Origin of the sequence: Amycolatopsis roodepoortensis (assembly GCF_024628825.1) — a bacterium.
GTDB lineage: Bacteria > Actinomycetota > Actinomycetes > Mycobacteriales > Pseudonocardiaceae > Amycolatopsis > Amycolatopsis roodepoortensis.
Genome location: NZ_CP102415.1, coordinates 3844717 through 3862399 on the forward strand (window position 1 = coordinate 3844717; position 17683 = coordinate 3862399).

Here is a 17683-nt window from a genome sequence, read left to right on the forward strand (position 1 = left end):
GGGGGAATGATGCTGACGGCGCTGACGCCATATCTCGACCGGGTCCGGGTCCACAGCAGCGGTGACGGTGACGGCTTCGGCTGGTTTCTGCTGGCCCTGGCGATCATCGTCATCATCATCGTGATCGTGGTGATCATCGTGAAGGTCAACCAGGCGAAGAAACCGCCCATGACCTTCCCGCAGAACCCGAACTTCGGCGGTGGCGGCCCGGCCCCCGGCTTCCCGCCGCCTCCCCCGCCCGCCGGTGGCCACGCCCCGCAGGGCAACTGGCAGCAGCAGCCCGGTTTCCCGCCGCCTCAGCCCGGTTACGGCCAGGCGCCCGGGTTCCCGCCCCCTCCGGCTCCGGCTGGCTTCACGCCGCCGCCCGGTGCCCCGGCGCCCAACCCGTTCGCCGCCGCCCAGCCGCCCATGCCCGGTTTCCCGCCGCCCGCCCCGCAGGCCGGGCCGCCGATCGACGGCAGCGCGGACCGCACGCAGGTGGTGTCCCCGCAGCAGCAGGCGGCCGCGGGCGCCGACCGCACCCAGGTGGTCTCCCCTGCCGGCGCCGACCACACGCAGGTCGTTTCGCCGGTCGCGGACCGCACCCAGGTCGTGTCGCCCGCGAACGCCGACCGGACGCAGGTCGTCTCCCCAGCAGGCGACGGCGACCGCACGCAGGTCGTGCCGCCTCGCCAGTGACCCTTGTTTTTGTATCAGTGATTGTGTCATCATAGCGATACGATCACTGGTACAAGGGGGCGCTGTGGTGATTCTCGACGAATCCCAGCAGCTTCAGCTGACCAGGATGAAGCTGCGGAGCAGGATCAAGGCACAGACGGCCGGGGTGGCACTGGCCCTGCTCGGGGCCACGTGGGGCGGTTGGTTCTTCCTGAGCCAGGATTTCTTCCTCGAACGCTCGGGGGCCGTCCCCGAACTCATGTCACGCCGAAAAGCGGAGTGGCCGAGACTTTCCGAATCGGCCTCTCTCATCGCGATCCTGGTGACCTTCGTCGTCCTGGCCGGTCTTGTCTGGTGGGCGACCCTCCGGATACGCAGGGCGGAACAGCGGCTGGCACGATCGGTGCCACGCCGGATCGCGCACGGAAAGCGACTCGGCGTGCGCGAGGTGGCCGGTACCGGGACGGTCACGCTGTGGCTGGTCAGCTCCGTCGGTGGCATCGGTCTCGGCCTGACCATCGGTTTCCTCGCCGAGTCCGCCGAAAACCAGCTGGTCGGCTTCACCTACGCGGGCGGAATCGCCGTCCTCGGCGTCTTGTCCGTCGCACTGGCCCGGCAGGTGATCAGGCAGCCCAGCCTGGCCGTCGACGAGCTCTCCCTGCGCACCGACGACATGCTTCGCAAGAAGGACGCGCAACTGCCCCTGGTGCCCGCCGGGGTCTTACTGGCCATCCCCTTGGCCTCCGCGATACAGGAGTTCGCCACGTGGCTGTGGGTCTACGTCCTGGGGAGCCTCGCGATCAGCCTGCTCGCTACGCTCGTAGTCCGGCTTCACCGGGCACCGCTGGACTCCCCGCCACCGGGAAACGCGGTCTTCTGATCGGCCGCGAGCCAGAACCAGGAGCACGAAGTGATCATCAGCGTCGACACCAACTCACCGATCCCCCCGTACGAGCAGGTGCGTTCAGCGTTCGCCGCCCAGATCAAGGATCGGACGCTGCCGGTCGGCACGAAGCTTCCGACAGTCCGCAAACTGGCCGAAGATCTCGGCATCGCGCCCAACACCGTCGCCAAGGCCTACCGTGAACTCGAAGAGGCCGGCCTGATCGAAACCCGTGGCCGGGCAGGCACCTTCGTCGGAGACTCGGGGGACCAAAACCGGAAGCTGGCCCAGAAGGCCGCCGCCGAGTACGCCGCCATCACCCGAAAGCTGGGCTTGAGTCAGGGAGAGGCGATCGCCATCGTCGACGCCGCGCTGGCCGCGAACGTCGCGGCCTACCGGACGAACCCGCGGCTGCGGGAGCGCCCCGCCCACTGAGCCCGGATCCCCACCACCGGGTCGGCGACAGGGCTTCCGGTTAGGCTCTCGGCATGGTCTTCCTCTTGGTACTGGTGGTCGGCGCCCTGATCCTGGCCGGGGTCGGCGTCGGGATCTACTTCCTCGTGAAGTCGAACAGCAAGCCGCAGCCGCCCGCTCTGCCGTACCACCAGTACCCGCAGCAGCAGCCGCAGTACCCGAGCCAGCAGCAGCCCTACCCGCCGCAAGGCTGGGGCAACTGACGGCCGCATTCAGAGGACCGAATGCGGCGAAAGCGCGATCACATCGCGCGGTAGTCGCGGAGTTCGATCTTCGGACCGAACCTCGGGCGGCGGAATCCGGCCGTCGAGAGGTAGCGCACCGCCCGCTGCCGCTGCGGTGAATACGGCGCCAGCACCTCGGACATCCCGGCGTCGTCGAGTTTCGTGCCGACCAGCGCGTGCCCGACCATCGACGGGATGTTGTAGTCGCCGAAGCTCACCGCGTCCGGGTCTCCCCAGGCGCGTTGCGCGATCTCCGCCGCGGTCCACACGCCGATGCCGGGCACCTTCCGCAGCCAGGCCCGGCCTTCGACACCCTTCAGTTCCACAGCCTTCTCCAGCCGCGACGCGACGCGGGCCGCGGCGATCAGCGTCGTCCGCCGCTTCAGGTCCACCCCGGCGCGATGCCATTTCCAGTCCACAATGGATCGGATGGCGACGGGCGTCGGCGGCACACGCAGCCGCGCCGGGCCCGGCCCCGGCGCCTGCTCCCCGAACCAACGGCACAGCTCGCCCCACGACCGCAGCGCCTCCGTGCTGGTCACCTTCTGTTCCAGCACGGCGAGCACCAGCGCGTCCCACACCCGGCCGGTCGAGCCGAGGCGCAGCCCCGGGTTGCGGCGGCGCGCCGTCGCGATGACGTCGTGGTGCGCGACGAATTCGGAGTCGTCGTCGTGCGCGCCCAGCATCGCCGGAACGCCTTCGAGCAGCCTGTCCGCGCCGGGCCCCCAAGCCTCCGCCTCGATCTCGCCGTCCGCGCGCCGCAGCAGCGCGAGCGTGCCCGCGCCGTCCGCCGTGTTGGCGGCCACCCAGGTGACCCCGCTCTCGGTGCGGACGACGTTGGGCGACCTCGAGCCACGGCTCAGCGGGCCCAGAACCGTGTCCAGGTCCAGCTCGAAGGCAGGACGGAATCGCACACACCGAACCTACCCGGCACTCGGCTAGGGTGAGCGGGCCACCTGAACCCGTAAGCCTATGGAGGACACCGACGATGACCGAGCGACCGGCGAAGGCCTCGATCGTCAGCGGGTACTTCAACCCGCTCCACCAGGGCCACCTCGATCTGTTCGAGGCCGCGCAGGCGCGGTCCGGCTACCTGATCGTCATCGTCAACAACGATCACCAGCAGGTCCTCAAGAAGGGCAGGGTGATCCAGACCGAGGACGTCCGCGCCCGGATCGTCCGCGCGCTGCGCATCGTCGACGACGTGTACGTCGCCGTCGAGCAGGGGCCGGGCATCAACGAGTCGTTCGACCAGATCCGCGCGGCGTACCCCGACACGGAGCTCGAGTTCTGCAACGGCGGCGACCGGCGCAACGTCGACGAGCTCCCGGCAGACGAAGTCGAGGCAGGGGCCCGCAACAACATCTCGATGATCTACGGCATCGGCGGCACGGACAAGGCCGACTCCAGCACCCGGATCCTTTCGGACATGGAAGCCTGAGACCTGGCGGCCCGCCAACTTTTGTCGGAAGACGTTTGCGGGTCTGCTGACGGCAGCCGCACCTAGGGCCTACCCTAGACAACACACAGTCGGCCCTGATCCCAGAGGGCCCCAGGTCAGTCGGGAGGCCTAGGGGAATGGACCCCCGTGCTCGGGCGGACGCCTTGCTCGCACGCGCAAGCGCGCGTGGAGCCTTCGTCGTGACACCGGACAACGCGACGTCTCCGATGGACTCCGCGAACACCCAGCAGATCCCCCGATCGGTGGTCGCCGAGATCGACCGTTCCTCGGACCCGGATACGACCACACAGCTGCCGGCTTCGTTGATCGCCGAGAACGATCACCCGCTCGCGGGGCCCGAACCGACGACGCGGCTGGACCTGCCGCCGGCTCGGGGCGAAGGCTCGACCCAGCCGCAGCCGTACCCGCGCCGCCCCGGCGCTCCGCAGCAGACCAGGCCTTTGCCGCAGGCGACGACCCCGCTCACCCGGCGGCCGCCCGCCGCGCCGGTGCAGAGCCCGCTGATCGAGCAGCCGGAGCCGGAGACCGTCGAGAACGAGGTCGGCGGCCTGGTGCCGACGGTGAAGCAGAACCCTTCGGGACGATCGAACCTCTCACGCCGCCTGGACGGTATTTAGCTCCTTCACGTGCCTCTCAGGAAGCGCGGACAACCCGGTCGATCTCCTTGATCGCCGCTCCCCCGCCGTACGTGGCGTTGGACAGCATCGCGACGTCCAGCCCCTCGGCGGGGTAGTGCCGCATCAGCGAGCAGACGCCGATGTTCCCGCCGTCCTTGTAGTAGTGCCGCACCGAGCCGTCCGATGCCAGGACGAATTCGAGGCCGAAGCCGTACCAGACGCCGCTGCTGTGAAGCACCTGCGGCGTCAGGAACTCCTTCGTGCGCGCAGGACTCAGTAGCCGTTCCTCCCGGATCGCCCGCAGCAGCCGGACGAGATCGCCGACGGTGCAGTACAGGCCACCATCGGGTGAACCGATCGGTGGGTAGCTGAAAATGTTCTGCTTCCAGCCCGTGACCCGCTCACCGTCGAGGATGGGATCCCAGCCCTCGGCGACCCTCGGCTCCGGATCACGGCGGTCGAAGAAACCCGAATCGGTCATCCCCGCTCGGTCGAGCACGGCCTCGCGGACGTGGTCGCGATAGGGCCGTCCGGTGATCTCCTCGATCACCAGCCCGGCGAGGACGTATCCCGAATTGCAGTACCGGCAGCCCTCGCCCGGCGCGAAATTCGGTGCCCGGTAAGCGAAATTCGGCAGATGATCCCGGGTGTGGACCACCGAGTACACCGGCTTGTCGACCCACAACGCCTCGTAACTCTCACCGGCTTCCTCGTCGGCGTCGTCGGCGATCCCGGACGTGTGCGTGAGCAGGTGCCGCGTCGTCGCCCCGGTCGCGATCGCCGTGCCGGCGAGGTCGACGAGCTCGCCGATCGGGCGGTCGAGGTCCAGCCGTCCCTCGTCGGCCAGCCGCAGTGCGGCGATCGCGGTGACGACCTTGGTGATCGACGCGGTGTCGTACCGGACGTCCGGCGCGTTCGGCACCGACCAGCGTCGGCTGGCCAGGCCGTATCCGTGTTCGAACAGTGTCTCGTCTCCGCGCCGGATCAGCACGACGCCGGAGAAGCGGTCCTCTCCGGCGCGTTCCGTCAGCCAGGTGTCGAGTGCGGCGAAGTCCATGCACCGACGGTAACGACGGCAGGGAGCCGAGTCGCGCGAATTCCGGTGGCCGGAACGGCTACTTCCGGCGCGTTTCGAGCTTGAGACGCAGCGCGAGACCGGCCTTGACCGCGAGCATGACCGGCTTCCACAGGAGACCGCGGTGACGGTCCGCGAGGTAGCGGTACGCGCTGTCGTGGTGTGCGCGCAGCATCTTCGCCGAAGCCTTCGAAGTCGAGTGCCCACCGATGTGCATGACACTGGACGAAGGCGCGTACACGTTCAGCCAGCCCGCGCGGGTCAGCCGATCACCGAGGTCGACGTCCTCGAAATACATGAAATAGCGCGTGTCGAACCCGTCGACCGAGTCGAAGGCCTCGCGGCGGAACAGCTGACAGGACCCGGAAAGCCAGCCCGCCGTGCGCTCGACCGGGGTGCCGGTCTCCTGCCGGTACTGCCGCGTCCACGGGTTGCCCGGCCAGATCTTGCCGAGCGCCGCGTGCCCGATCCCCCGGCCGAAGGACGGAAGGAGCCGCGCCGACGGGTAGACGGTGCCGTCGAGATCGTGGATGAGCGGCCCGAACGCGCCACCGCGCGGCCAGCGCCCGGCCACCTCGAGCAACGCGTCGAGCGAACCGGGTTCCCATTCGACGTCCGGGTTCACCACGGCGACCCAGCCGTAGCTGTCGTCCAGCTCCGCGACACCCCGGTTGGCGGCCGTGCCGTAACCGACGTTCTCGCCGATCCTGAGCAGCTTGACGTTGTCCCGGCGGGCGGCCTTGTCCAGCGCATCGTCGCCCGTGGAGTCGTTGTCGGCGACGACGACCTGGACGTCCCGGTCCGTCGCCTTCTCGAGCGTGTCGAGGAACTTCTCCAGGGTTTCGCCGGGGAAGTACGTCACGGTCACGACGGCGAGCCCATCGCCGTAGCTGGGGTGCTCAGTCACGCGGCCATTGTCCACCCGTCACCGAACGCGATCGCGCCGCACCCACCCCGACGCCCAGGGTTGCGCGGTCGCAACTGTACGTGTGCACCCCACTTCGATCCGTGATCGTCGCCGGGCAGAATGGACCGATGCCCGTGCACGCCTTCATCGACGAATCGGTGCGAGATCAGCGATATCTCCTGTGCATGACCCTGGTCGCCCCCGCACAGCTCGCGCCCTCGCGACGAGAGTTGAGCTCGTTGCTGCTTCCTGGAGCACGGGAACTGCACTTCAAGAAGGAAAAGGAACCCCGGCGAAGGCAACTGATCGACCGTATAGCCGCGTTGAAGGTCACGACGGCCATCTACCTGGGCTCGTGCACCCGGAAAACAGAGGAAGTGACGAGACAGAAATGCCTCGAACGCGCTGTCACCGACCTACTCGCCAAGAACGCTCACCGGCTGGTTCTGGACTCGCGTGACCATCGAGATCTCCACGATCGCCAGACCATGCAGAGAGCCCTCGGCCACCGGCCGTCCAAGACCGAGCTCACCTACGAACATCTGAATTCGACCGCCGAACCCCTGCTGTGGATTTCCGACGCGGTGGGCTGGTGTTTCGGCGCGGGCGGTGATTGGCGCCGGAGAGCGAGCAGGCTCATCGACTCGATCATCGAATCCTGAACGGCGAAAAGCCCGCGAGACGACCGTCCGGACGCGTCGCGGGCTTTCATACTCGGCCCCACCGGGGCCTCGCACCTCAAGCATACCCCACGAGCCGCATGCGGCTCCCCGGCAGAGACACGACCTCGGCATCGAACGCGACCCCGCCGGAGGCGGTAGCAAAGGTCCCTTGCTCCCCGACACGCACGAGGCCGGAAGCAATGGTCAGCCGGCCCGCCGCCGCGCATGCCGGTGCCAGGCCTTCGCGTAAGCCTCCCGATGCCGCTCCGCGGTCGTCGCCCACGAGAACTCCTTCGCCCGCCGAAGCGCGGCTTCGGCCAGCTCCGCCCGTCGAGCCGGATCGTCGAGGAGCTCCGAGATGGCCGCCGCGACGTCTCCAGCGCCGACCCCGCAGTAGGCGACCGCGTCCCCGCCGACCTCCGGCAGCGAAAGCCGCCGGGTCGTGAGCACGGCCGCGCCGCACGCCATCGCCTCCAGCACCGGCAGCCCGAATCCCTCGCCGAGGCTCGGGTACGCCACCAGTTCGGAGCCGCCGAGGAAGCCGGCGAGCGTGTCGAACGGCAGATATCCGGCCCGGATCACGCGCAGCCGGTGCGGTACTGCGTCGAGGGCGCGTTCGACCTGCGAATCCCAGCCCGGTTGCCCGGCCAGTACCAGTGCCGGCGGGTTCGGCCTGCCGGTCACGGCGTGCGCGAAGCCGCGGATCAGCGCGGGCACGTTCTTGCGCGGTTCCAGCGCGCCGAGGAAGGCGACGTACGGAGTCTTCCCGAGCCCGACGGCCTGGCGAGCGGCCTCGATTTCGGCGGGCGAGGGCGGATGGAACCGGTCCGGTTCGACGCCGTGATGGATGATCTCCAGTTCCGCGTTGCGCACTTGGCCGACGCGCTCCAGCTCGGCGGCCGTGGCGATGCTCGGCACGATGCACAGCGTCGCGCGCCGAAGCGCCGTCGCGGTCCAGGCGCGGAAGAAGCGCGCTTTCACCGAAGAGTGCAGCACCGCGTCGGTGAAGAAGGTCGCGTCGTGCAGCGTCACCACCGAAGCGGCCGGGCTGGCCAGCGGCATCGTGTAGTGCGGGGAGTGGACGACGTCGGCGGCGAGCCGCCGGACCAGCCGGGGCAGGGTCGCCTGCTCCCAGGTCAGCCTGGCCGTCCTGGTCGACGTCGACGGCGAGGTGGGCACGATCCGCGCGCCGGGCGCCAGCCGGTCGTACAGCACCGCGTCCCGCGGCTGGCAGACGACGGTGATCCGCGCGCCGTCCTCGTCCAGCGCCGCGACCAGCGAATCCACGTAACGTCCGACGCCACCCCGGTCCGCGGGGACGGCGGTCGCGTCGATCAGCACGCGAGGGTCATCGGTCACCCTAGGAGGGTACGGCGGTGCCCTGGGTCCGCGGTGGGGAACCGACAGATTGCCGCCGCGCGAGGAAAACTCCGGCTGAATCCGGTCAAGCAACCCGCTGCCGCAGGTGGAGACCCCAGACGGCGGAAGCGGCGCGCTGCCAGGTGAACTCACTCGAACGGCCGAGGCCGCTGTCACGCAGCGTTGCCGCACGCTCCGGACGGTCGAGTACGTCGCGAAGGGCGTCCGCAAGCGCTTGCGCATCGCCGACAGGGACCGTCACGCCCGCTCCCCCGGCCACCTCGACCAGAGCCGGGACGTCCGAGTGCACCACCGGCACCCCGGCCGCCATCGCCTCGATCAGCGGCAGCCCGAATCCCTCCGCCCGGCTCGGCATCGCCAGCACCGACGCGCCCCGCAACGCGAACGCCAGTTCCGCGTCGCTCACCTTCCCCAGCACCCGGACATCGGCGCCGTGCTCGCGCGCCAGCGCCACCGGGTCGATGCCGCCCCAGCCCGGCTGACCCGCCAGCACCAGCGGCACCCCGATCCGGCCGGCCGCGTCGATCAGCACGTCGATGCCCTTGCGCGGCTCGATGGTCCCGATCGCGAGCACGTACCGCTCCGGCAGCGCGACCTCGGCGAACCCGGCGGGCGGCCGGACACCGTGCGGGATCACGCGCAGCGGCACCGAGACCGGGACCAGCGCGGTGAGCTCGTCCGCAATCGCTTGCGTCGGCACGGTCAGCGCGGTCGCCCGCACCGCGGCCCGCGCGATCACCGCCTTGTGCCACGCGACGCCGCGCGGGGTCAGCGTCTCGGGATGCGTCCAGGGCACGGTGTCGTGCACGGCGACCGACAACGTCCGCCCCTTCGGCACGCGGGCGGGCGCGAGCGGTGTCGGCGCGTGGACAGCGTCGCCGCCCGGCCACCACGGCAGGCCCAGCTGCCAGGCGGCGATCAGCGCCCGGGGCGGGATCGGCAGCACGCGCGGCCCCGCGACTCCTTCGACGATCGCCGCGTCGATGTCGACGTGCCGCGCGACCACGCTCGACACCGTCCAGCCCGGCGGCGCCGTCTCGGCGAGGGCGCGCAGCAGCTCGCCGGTGTAGCGGCCGGTCCCGCCGGGGACGGGTGCCAGCAGCTGCTCCGCGAGCACGACCAGTTCGGGCATGGTCTCTATTCTCTCTGGCATGACCAGCACCACCGTCGTCGTGGTCACCTGGCGCGGCGCCGCGCACATCACCGCCTGCCTCGACGCGCTCGCCGCGCAGACCCGCCCGCATCGGACGCTGGTCGTCGACAACGCCTCCGACGACGGGACGGCCGCCCTGCTCGCCGCCCATCCGTCGAAGCCCGAGGTGCTCCGGCTGCGGCACAACACCGGTTACGCGGGCGCCATGGCCGCCGCGCTGGAGGAAGTCGGCACCCCGCTGATGGCCTGGCTGAACGATGACGCCGCCCCGGCCCCGGACTGGCTCGCGACCTGCGAAGACACTCTCGCCAAGGCTCCGCTCGCCGCGGCCGTGAGCGCCCGGCTGACGCTGGCCGACGGGACCGTCCAGTCCACCGGCGTCCGCCTGACCGCCGACGGCCACGGCGCCGACCTGCCGGAACCCGCCGACGAGATCTTCGGCTTCTGCGGGGGCGCGGCCGTGCTCGACGTCGAGGCGCTCCGTTCCGTCGGCGGCGTCCCGGCGTCCTATTTCTGCTACTACGAGGACACCGACACCGCGTGGCGGCTGCGGCTGGCGGGCTGGGACGTCGTCGGCGCCGAAGCCGAGGTCACCCACCGGCATGGCGCGAGCACCCGGCCGGGTTCGGTCCCGTTCCACCTGTGGAATGAACGCAACCGCCTGCTGACCCTCCTGCGGTGCGCTCCGCGCGCGGTGGCGGTCCGCCAGCTGGTGAAGTTCACGATCTTGACCGCGATACTCCCCCTCCGCGGGAAACCGGACGCCCCGAACTTCCGTCTGAGCCTCCGGTGCCAGGTGCTGGGCGCCGTCGCCGCCCGGCTGCCGCGCACGCTGCTCGAGCGGCGGGCCATCGGGCGCCGGGCGACACTGGGCCGAGGCGCGGTCTGGGACGCGTGGGCGGGCAATTAAGCTTGCCCCAATCGAGAGCAGGGAGTACGGCTTTGGCGCAGGGGGAAACGCAACCGGTCGTCTCGGTGATCGTGGTGAACTACCGGGGAGCGGCCGACACCGTCACCTGCCTGCGCGCGCTCGCCGAACACGATTACCCGAACCTCGAGGTCATCTGCGTCGACAACGCCTCCGGCGGCACCGACGTGGCCGAGATCAAGGCCGCTGCCCCGGGCGTCACGCTCGTCGAGTCCCCGGTGAACTCCGGCTTCGCGGGCGGCTGCAACCTCGGCGCGCGGCACGCGACGGGCACCGTCCTCGCCTTCCTCAACAACGACGCCCGCCCGGCTCCCGGCTGGGTCGGTACGGCCGTGGCCGAACTGCGCGCGCAGCCGACCGTCGCCGCGGTGGCCAGCAAGGTCCTCGACTGGGACGGCACCGGCACCGATTTCGTCGACGCCGGCCTCACCTGGTTCGGCATGGGCTACAAGCGCCACGCCGGCAGTCCGCTGTCCGACGTCCCCGCCGCCGAACACGAGATCGCCAAGGACGTCCTGTTCGCGACCGGTTCGGCGATGTTCGTCCGCGCCGGGGTGTTCGCCGAACTCGGCGGCTTCGACGAGCGGTTCTTCATGTTCTACGAGGACGTCGACCTCGGCTGGCGGCTGAACCTGCGCGGCTGGCGCGTGCGCTACGTGCCGGAGTCGCTGACCTACCACCGGCACCACGCCACGATGTCCACAGTGGACGCTCCAGACTCCGGTCGTGAGACGTTCCTGCTGGAGCGCAACGCCTTGGCGGCGCTGTACAAGAACCTTTCCGACGAGACGCTGACGCGCGCGCTGCCCGCCGCGCTGGCGCTGGCCGTCCGCCGGGCGACCGCGCGCGGCGACCTCGACGCCACCCGGTTCGATCTCGCCAAGGGTGTCGGTCCGGCCGAAACCGGCCCGGTCGAGGTGCCGAGGACGACGCTGGCCGGCGTGCTGGCGATCGACCAGTTCGTCGAACTGCTGCCGTCGCTCGCCGAGTCGCGCGCCGCCGAACAGGCCGCCCGCGTCCGCACCGACGCCGATCTGCTTCCCTTGCTGCGCAAGGCATTGGAGCCCGCATATCCGCTGCCGCGTTATCTCGCCGCGCACGAAATCCTGGTCGAGACGTTCGGTATCGACGCGCTCTTCGGCCAGCGCCGCAAGGTACTGGTGATCACCGGCGACGCGATCACCGAACGCATGGCGGGCCCGGCGATCCGCGCGTGGAACATGGCCGCGACGCTGGCCACCGAGCACGACGTCCACCTGGTGACGGTCAATCCGCTCGCCGATCCGCCGCCCGCGGCGTTCCGGGTCAGCGCGGCCACCCGGCGTGACCTGGAGACGCCGATCGCCTGGGCCGATATCATCGTCCTGCAGGGCCACGTGCTGGAACTCGCGCCCTCGCTGAAGAAGCAGTACGCGCACAAGATCGTGGTCGCGGATCTGTACGACCCGATGCACCTCGAACTGCTCGAACAGGGCAAGGGCGTTCCCGACGACAAGCGGGCACTGGACCTCATCGGGGTCACCAAGGTCCTCGACGCGCAACTGGAACGCGGCGACTTCTTCCTCTGCGCCTCGGACCGTCAGCGCCATTTCTGGCTGGGCCACCTCGCCGCGATGGGCAGGCTGTCGCCGCGCCTGTACGACGCCGACCCGACCACGCAATCGCTGCTGTCCATCGTCCCGTTCGGCCTGCCGTCGCAGGCCCCGGTGCGCACCGGCCCCGGCCTCCGGTCCACTTTGGACGGAATCGGCGAGACCGACCACGTCGTGCTGTGGGCGGGCGGCGTCTACAGCTGGTTCGACCCGCTGACCCTGGTCCGCGCGATCGAACTGCTGCGGCAGCGCCGCGGCGACGTCCGGCTGGTGTTCCTCGGCATGAAGCATCCCAACCCCGAGGTCACCGAGATGGACATCGGCGCGCGGACGATGCTGCTGTCCGACACGCTCGGCCTCACCGGCAAGCACGTGTTCTTCAACCAGCAGTGGGTGCCCTACGAGGAGCGCCAGAACTGGCTGCTCGACGCGAACTGCGGCGTCACCACGCACTACGAGCACGTCGAGACGACCTTCGCGTTCCGGACCCGGGTGCTGGATTACCTGTGGGCCGGGCTGCCGATCGTCACCACCGACGGCGACTCGTTCGCCGACCTGGTCCGCGAGGAACGGCTCGGCGTCGTCGTCCCGGCCGAGGACGTGGACGCGCTCGCCGACGCGCTCGAAAAGGCGTTGTACGACGAGGAGTTCGCCACGGGCTGTGTCGAGCGGATGGCGGCGGTCGCCCGGCGTTACGCCTGGCCGGAGGCGCTGAAACCGCTGGTGGAGTTCTGCCGGAACCCGCGCCCCGCCGCCGACCGGCTGCCCGGCTCCAGCGACCTCGTGGTCTCCGAACCGTTGCGGGGCAAGGAAATGCTGCGCCGCGACGTCGACCTGATCCGCGAGTACCTCGCCGACGGCGGCCCGAAGGAGCTCGCGCGCCGCGTCGGCGGCCGCGTGGTCAAGGTCGCCAAGCAGAGGCTCGGCCGTGGCTGACCGCCCCTTGCGCGTCCTGCTCGACGGGACCCCGCTGCTCGGTGCCAGGACGGGTATCGGCCGGTACACCGTCGCGCTGTCCGAAGAGCTCGCCTCGATGTCCGAAGTGGACACTCGCGCGGTCGCGTTCACGTTGCGCGGCTGGCGAAGGCTGCGGCACGTGCTGCCGCACGGCGTCCGGGCACGCGGTATGCCGGTGGCGGCGCGGTTGCTGCGCAAGGCCTGGCTGCGTTCGCAGCTGCCCCCGGTGGAGCTGTTCGCCGGGCCGACGGATGTCGTGCACGGCACCAATTTCGTGCTGCCCGGCCGGTTCCGCGCCGCGGGCGTGGTGACCATCCACGATCTGGCCTTCCTGGACGCTCCCGAAGAGCTCGCGCCGAGCGATCACGAACTGCCGCGGCTGGTGCGGCGCGGCGCCCGGCTCGCGGACGCGATCTGCACGCCCACCAACGCCGTCGCCGACCAGGTCGCCGAACGGCTCGACGTGGACCGCGGCAAGATCATCGTGACCCCGCTCGGCGTGAACCCGGCCTGGTTCACCGCGCGCCCGCCGGACCCGGAACGCCGCAAGGAACTCGGACTCCCGGACAAGTACCTGCTCTTCGCCGGGGCCCCCGGCCCCCGCAAGGGCCTGCACTGGCTCCAGCAGGCGCACGAGGCGGCACCGGATCTGCCGGATCTGGTGTTCGTCGGTCCTGGTTCGTTCGCGGTGGGCCCTCGTTCGCGCCACGTCGGGTATCTGTCGGACGTGAACCTCCGGCGCGTCGTCGCCGGGGCCAGTGCCCTGGTGCTGCCATCGCGCGACGAGGGCTTCGGGCTCCCGGTGCTGGAGGCGCTGGCGTCGGACGTCCCCGTGGTGTGCACGGACATCCCGGCGCTGCGCGAGGTCGCGGGGAACTGCGCGAGCCTGGTGCCCTACGAGGACGTCGACGGGCTCGTGGAGGCGCTGCGGATCGCCGTCAGCGACCCGCACGCCGTCGCCACTTCGGCCGCGCGCCGCGCGCACGTCGCGAACTTCACCTGGCGGGCGTGCGCCGAACTCACCGTCGCCGCGTACCGCCAGGCGAGCACTAAGCACTGACCTCCCGCATTTCGAGAGATCAGGAAGCGAAGTAGGCCTTCAACGCCTCGGGCCAGCCCCGGAGCGGAGTGAGGCCCGCCTCGCGCCATGACGCGTTCGACAGCACCCCGTACGCCGGGCGCGCCGCCGGACGCGGGAACTCCGCCGTCGTACAGGGCTTCACGCGCGCCGGATCCGCGCCCAGCTCCGCGAAGATCGCCTTCGCGAACCCGCACCACGTCGTCGAACCGCCACCCGTGCAGTGCAGCACCCGCTGCGACGGCCCGTCACCGGCGGCGACCCGGCCCGCCAGCTCCAGCAGGCCCGCGGCGAGGTCGCGGGACCAGGTCGGCGAACCGGTCTGATCGTCCACTACGGACAGTTCGTCGCGCTCTTTTTCCAGCCGCGCCATGGTCTCCACGAAGTTCGACCCGGTCTTCCCGTACACCCAGGACGTCCGGACGATCCACGAACGGGCACCCGAACCGAGCAGCGCGTCCTCCCCGGCGGCTTTCGTCCTGCCGTAGGCGTTGAGCGGGCCCAGCAGGTCACCGGTCTCGTACGGCGAGGTCGCGTCGCCCGCGAACACGTAGTCCGTGGACACGTGGATGAGCGGCACCCCGCGCGACGAGCACGCCGCGGCGAGCACCCGGGGACCGTCGGCGTTCACCGCGAACGCCCGCTCCTCGTCGGTTTCCGCCGCGTCGACCGCGGTGTAGGCCGCCGCGTTGATCACCACCGGCGACCTCCCCGCCGCCCGCGCCCGGCCGGCCAGCTCGGTCACCGCGGCGACGACCTGACCGGTGTCGCGCACGTCCAGCTCGGAGGACGACGGGGCCGTGACGGCGATGGCGTCCGCGGCCAGCGCCGCGAGATCACGCCCCAGCTGCCCGGATCCGCCCGGTACGAGAATGCTCAGCACGTCTTCACTCCCCCGCACGCTTCTTCAGCGGCTCCCACCACGATCGGTTCCCGCTGTACCAGGCCACCGTTTCGGCCAGACCGTCCTCAAAGGACTTCCGCGGCGCGTAACCGAGCTCCCGCGAGATCTTGGTGATGTCGACGGAGTACCGGCGGTCGTGCCCCTTGCGGTCCACGACCGGCTCGACGCTGTCCCAGCCGGCGCCGACGGCGTCCAGGAGCCGCTCGGTCAGCTCGCGGTTGGTCAGTTCCGTTCCACCACCGATGTTGTAGACCTCTCCCGGCCTTCCACCGTCGGCGACGAGCTGGATGCCGTTGCAGTGATCGTCCACGTGCAGCCAGTCACGCACGTTGAGCCCGTCGCCGTAGAGCGGGACCTTCTTGCCGTCGAGCAGGTTGGTCACGAAGAGCGGGATGACCTTCTCAGGGAATTGGTACGGACCGTAGTTGTTCGAGCACCTCGTGACACAGACGGGCAATCCGTGTGTGCGGAAGAACGAACGGGCCAGCAGATCCGAGGACGCCTTCGACGCCGAGTACGGCGAATTCGGCTCCAGCGCGTGGTCCTCGTCCCAGGACCCCTTGTCGATCGAGCCGTAGACCTCGTCGGTGGACACGTGGACGAACTTGCCGACCCCCGCCTCCAGCGCGGCCTGCAACAGGGTCTGCGTGCCGAGCACGTTCGTCAGCACGAAGTCGGCCGCGCCTGCGATCGAACGGTCCACATGGGACTCGGCGGCGAAGTGCACGACCAGGTCGATCCCCCGCATCAGCTCACCGACCAGTGCGGCGTCACAGATGTCGCCCTTTTCGAACCGGTAGCGCGGGTTCTCGCGCACGAGCTCCAGGTTCGCCTCGTTGCCCGCGTAGGTCAGCTTGTCGAGCACGATCAGCTCGGCGTCGGCCAAGCTCGGGTACGCACCCGTCAGCACCTGCCGGACGTAATGCGATCCGATGAACCCGGCGCCACCGGTGACCAGCACTCGCATGCCGCGATCCTCCCTCTGCTCCTTCATGACCGGCCGAGTGTGTCACGACCGGGGCAACCTTTCACCAGCCTACGGACGTCTAACACGAGACTCAGTAGAGTCATGGACGAGGCACGCGTGTGCCCTGGGGAGATTCGTGGAGGACCGCACGTGACCGAGTGGCCCGGGCCACCCATTCCGGCGCGCCGTGGTGGCGGCGTCGTGGTGTTCGCCCGCCGTGGCGTGAAGGTCGTGTTCAGCCTGGTCTCGATCACGATCCTGGCGCTGACCTGGTGGGGCTGGCAGTTCATCGGTGACCCGTCCCGGGGCTTCGCGACCACGAACATCTTCGAGGACAACGGCCATCCCCCGGCGAAACCGCTGGACGGCGCGATCGACATCCTGCTCGTCGGCCAGGACAGCCGCACCGACGCCCAGGGCAACCCGCTGCCGCGCGAGGTCCTCGACATGCTGCACGCCGGTGTTTCGGACGGCGAGCGCCAGACCGACACGATGATCCTGGTGCACATCCCCCAGAACGGAAAGAAGGCGGTCGCGATCTCCTTCCCCCGTGACTCGTGGGTCGAGATCGCCGGGGGTTTCGGCAAGCACAGGCTCAACAGCGCGTACGTGTACGCCTACAACGACACGTCGAAGACGCTGCAGCAGCAGGGCAACACCGACCTCAAGGACGTCGACGCCAAGGCCAAGGACGCCGGCCGCAAGAACCTGATCGCGACGCTGGAGAAGTTCATCGGCAAGCCGAAGATGATCGACCGGTACGCCGAGGTGAACCTGTCGAGCTTCTACGAGATCACCAAGGCGATCGGCGGCGTCGAGGTCTGCCTCAACAACGCGGTCAAGGAGAAGAAGTCCGGCGTGGACCTGCCCGCCGGGAAGTCGACCGTCGAGGGCGTCCAGGCGCTCGCGTTCGTCCGCCAGCGCTACGACCTGCAGAACGGCGACCTCGACCGGATCGCCCGGCAGCAGGCCTTCCTGTCCGGGCTGGCGAACAAGGTGCTCTCGTCGGACGTCCTGATCAACCCGGCGAAGATCGCGGACCTGATCGAGGCCGTGAAGAAGTCGGTCGTGCTGTCGGCAGGCTGGGACCTGCCGGAGTTCGCCGCCCAGATGCGCGGGCTGACCAGCGGAAACGTCGAATTCCACACGATCCCGACCCAGGGCGACGCGATCATCGGCGGTGCCGCCGTGCTCCGCGTCGACCCGGCGCAGGTGCAGGCCGAGGTCGCCCGCCTGACTTCCGAGGGCGAGCCGGCGCCGTCCGAGACCCCGGCCACCCTGCCGGGCGCGGAAGCGGTGACCGTCGAGCTCTTCGACGGGACCGGTTCGCCCACGGTGGCCACCGAGACCCGGAACCTGTTGCAGGGCAAGGGTTTCAAACTCGCGGCCGACACCAAGCTCAGCACCCGGAACTCGACGGTCGTCCGGCACGCGCCGGGCGACGAAGCCGCGCTGGCCCTGATCAAGCAGGTCTTCGGCCCGGCGGTGCTGGCCGAGGCGGACCGTGACGTCGCGCCCGGCAAGGTGCGGGTCCTGCTCGGCAAGGACTTCAAGGGCGCGTCCGCTGGAACGGCCACGCCCCCGTCGAAGACGTCGGAGCCCCCGAAGCCGGCTCAGCCGCCCGCCAGCGCTCCGGCGCCCACCACGAAGCCGATCGTCGCGGGCAATGTGCCCTGCGTCAATTAATTCCGGGCACTCAGCGTGGCCACCCTCACGGTGGCTTAGCCTTCTCCTACTATCGAACAGCTACCGCGCCAGGGGAG

At 70.0% G+C, this 17683-nt stretch carries 18 protein-coding genes; 11 read left to right on the plus strand and 7 right to left on the minus strand.

Annotated elements, in window-relative coordinates; genetic code table 11:
• Positions 1–9: 9 nt before the first annotated feature.
• The 4 genes from NQK81_RS17845 to NQK81_RS17860 all read left to right on the plus strand — a co-directional run bounded on the left by NQK81_RS17845 (position 10) and on the right by NQK81_RS17860 (position 2217).
• A complete protein-coding gene (locus tag NQK81_RS17845; RefSeq protein ID WP_306856047.1) occupies positions 10–678 on the plus strand; it encodes a hypothetical protein in 669 nt (222 codons plus the stop codon).
• Between the two features lie 64 nt (positions 679–742).
• Complete coding sequence (locus tag NQK81_RS17850) at positions 743–1537, plus strand: hypothetical protein (protein ID WP_257489076.1); 795 nt, start codon at positions 743–745, stop codon at positions 1535–1537.
• A gap of 30 nt (positions 1538–1567) precedes the next feature.
• A complete protein-coding gene (locus tag NQK81_RS17855; protein ID WP_257489077.1) occupies positions 1568–1975 on the plus strand; it encodes a GntR family transcriptional regulator in 408 nt (135 codons plus the stop codon).
• Between the two features lie 53 nt (positions 1976–2028).
• Positions 2029–2217: a hypothetical protein gene (locus NQK81_RS17860; protein WP_126735153.1), complete on the plus strand. Its 189-nt coding sequence runs from the start codon at positions 2029–2031 to the stop codon at positions 2215–2217.
• A gap of 38 nt (positions 2218–2255) precedes the next feature.
• Here the strand turns inward: NQK81_RS17860 and NQK81_RS17865 are convergent, their stop codons facing one another.
• Positions 2256–3152 (minus strand): DNA-3-methyladenine glycosylase family protein, encoded by an 897-nt coding sequence (locus NQK81_RS17865; protein WP_126735154.1) that lies wholly within the window; start codon positions 3150–3152, stop codon positions 2256–2258.
• A gap of 74 nt (positions 3153–3226) precedes the next feature.
• On the opposite strand from NQK81_RS17865, the gene NQK81_RS17870 reads away from it, so the two are divergent.
• Both NQK81_RS17870 and NQK81_RS17875 read left to right on the plus strand, forming a co-directional pair.
• Positions 3227–3679 (plus strand): adenylyltransferase/cytidyltransferase family protein, encoded by a 453-nt coding sequence (locus tag NQK81_RS17870; protein WP_257489078.1) that lies wholly within the window; start codon positions 3227–3229, stop codon positions 3677–3679.
• Positions 3680–3816: 137 nt separating this feature from the next.
• Positions 3817–4317: a hypothetical protein gene (locus tag NQK81_RS17875; protein ID WP_185927248.1), complete on the plus strand. Its 501-nt coding sequence runs from the start codon at positions 3817–3819 to the stop codon at positions 4315–4317.
• A gap of 16 nt (positions 4318–4333) precedes the next feature.
• Here NQK81_RS17875 and NQK81_RS17880 read toward each other — a convergent pair whose 3' ends face one another.
• Together NQK81_RS17880 and NQK81_RS17885 are read right to left on the minus strand one after the other, a co-directional pair.
• The gene (locus NQK81_RS17880) at positions 4334–5374 is read right to left on the minus strand and encodes a serine hydrolase domain-containing protein (RefSeq protein WP_257489079.1); all 1041 of its coding nucleotides are present in this window, start codon (positions 5372–5374) and stop codon (positions 4334–4336) included.
• Between the two features lie 58 nt (positions 5375–5432).
• Positions 5433–6299, minus strand: a complete 867-nt coding sequence (locus tag NQK81_RS17885; protein ID WP_257489080.1) for a glycosyltransferase family 2 protein — start codon at positions 6297–6299, stop codon at positions 5433–5435.
• 128 nt (positions 6300–6427) lie between these two features.
• Here NQK81_RS17885 and NQK81_RS17890 point away from each other — a divergent pair, with 128 nt between their 5' ends.
• On the plus strand, positions 6428–6961 hold the full coding sequence (locus tag NQK81_RS17890) for a hypothetical protein (protein WP_257489081.1): 534 nt from the start codon (positions 6428–6430) through the stop codon (positions 6959–6961).
• A 204-nt stretch (positions 6962–7165) separates the two neighbouring features.
• Here NQK81_RS17890 and NQK81_RS17895 read toward each other — a convergent pair whose 3' ends face one another.
• Positions 7166–8302 carry a glycosyltransferase family 4 protein gene (locus NQK81_RS17895; protein WP_126735334.1) on the minus strand — a complete coding sequence of 379 codons (1137 nt, stop codon included), beginning with the start codon at positions 8300–8302 and terminating at the stop codon, positions 7166–7168.
• Positions 8303–8405: 103 nt separating this feature from the next.
• Positions 8406–9473, minus strand: a complete 1068-nt coding sequence (locus NQK81_RS17900; protein WP_257489785.1) for a glycosyltransferase family 4 protein — start codon at positions 9471–9473, stop codon at positions 8406–8408.
• 19 nt (positions 9474–9492) lie between these two features.
• Here NQK81_RS17900 and NQK81_RS17905 point away from each other — a divergent pair, with 19 nt between their 5' ends.
• From NQK81_RS17905 to NQK81_RS17915, 3 genes are read left to right on the plus strand one after another with little or no spacing between them, the layout of a single operon-like run.
• A complete protein-coding gene (locus NQK81_RS17905) occupies positions 9493–10404 on the plus strand; it encodes a glycosyltransferase family 2 protein (RefSeq protein WP_257489082.1) in 912 nt (303 codons plus the stop codon).
• A gap of 32 nt (positions 10405–10436) precedes the next feature.
• On the plus strand, positions 10437–12950 hold the full coding sequence (locus tag NQK81_RS17910) for a glycosyltransferase (protein ID WP_257489083.1): 2514 nt from the start codon (positions 10437–10439) through the stop codon (positions 12948–12950).
• The gene (locus NQK81_RS17915) at positions 12943–14031 is read left to right on the plus strand and encodes a glycosyltransferase family 4 protein (protein ID WP_126735159.1); all 1089 of its coding nucleotides are present in this window, start codon (positions 12943–12945) and stop codon (positions 14029–14031) included. The genes NQK81_RS17910 and NQK81_RS17915 overlap by 8 nt, the downstream gene beginning before the upstream one ends.
• Before the next feature lie 19 nt (positions 14032–14050).
• On the opposite strand, the gene rfbD is transcribed toward NQK81_RS17915, so the two are convergent.
• Both rfbD and rfbB read right to left on the minus strand, forming a co-directional pair.
• Positions 14051–14932: a dTDP-4-dehydrorhamnose reductase gene (gene rfbD / locus NQK81_RS17920; RefSeq protein WP_257489084.1), complete on the minus strand. Its 882-nt coding sequence runs from the start codon at positions 14930–14932 to the stop codon at positions 14051–14053.
• Between the two features lie 4 nt (positions 14933–14936).
• The gene (rfbB, locus tag NQK81_RS17925) at positions 14937–15920 is read right to left on the minus strand and encodes a dTDP-glucose 4,6-dehydratase (RefSeq protein ID WP_257489085.1); all 984 of its coding nucleotides are present in this window, start codon (positions 15918–15920) and stop codon (positions 14937–14939) included.
• A 150-nt stretch (positions 15921–16070) separates the two neighbouring features.
• Between rfbB and NQK81_RS17930 the strand changes: the two genes are divergently transcribed.
• A complete protein-coding gene (locus NQK81_RS17930) occupies positions 16071–17606 on the plus strand; it encodes an LCP family protein (RefSeq protein WP_257489086.1) in 1536 nt (511 codons plus the stop codon).
• Positions 17607–17683: the final 77 nt, after the last annotated feature.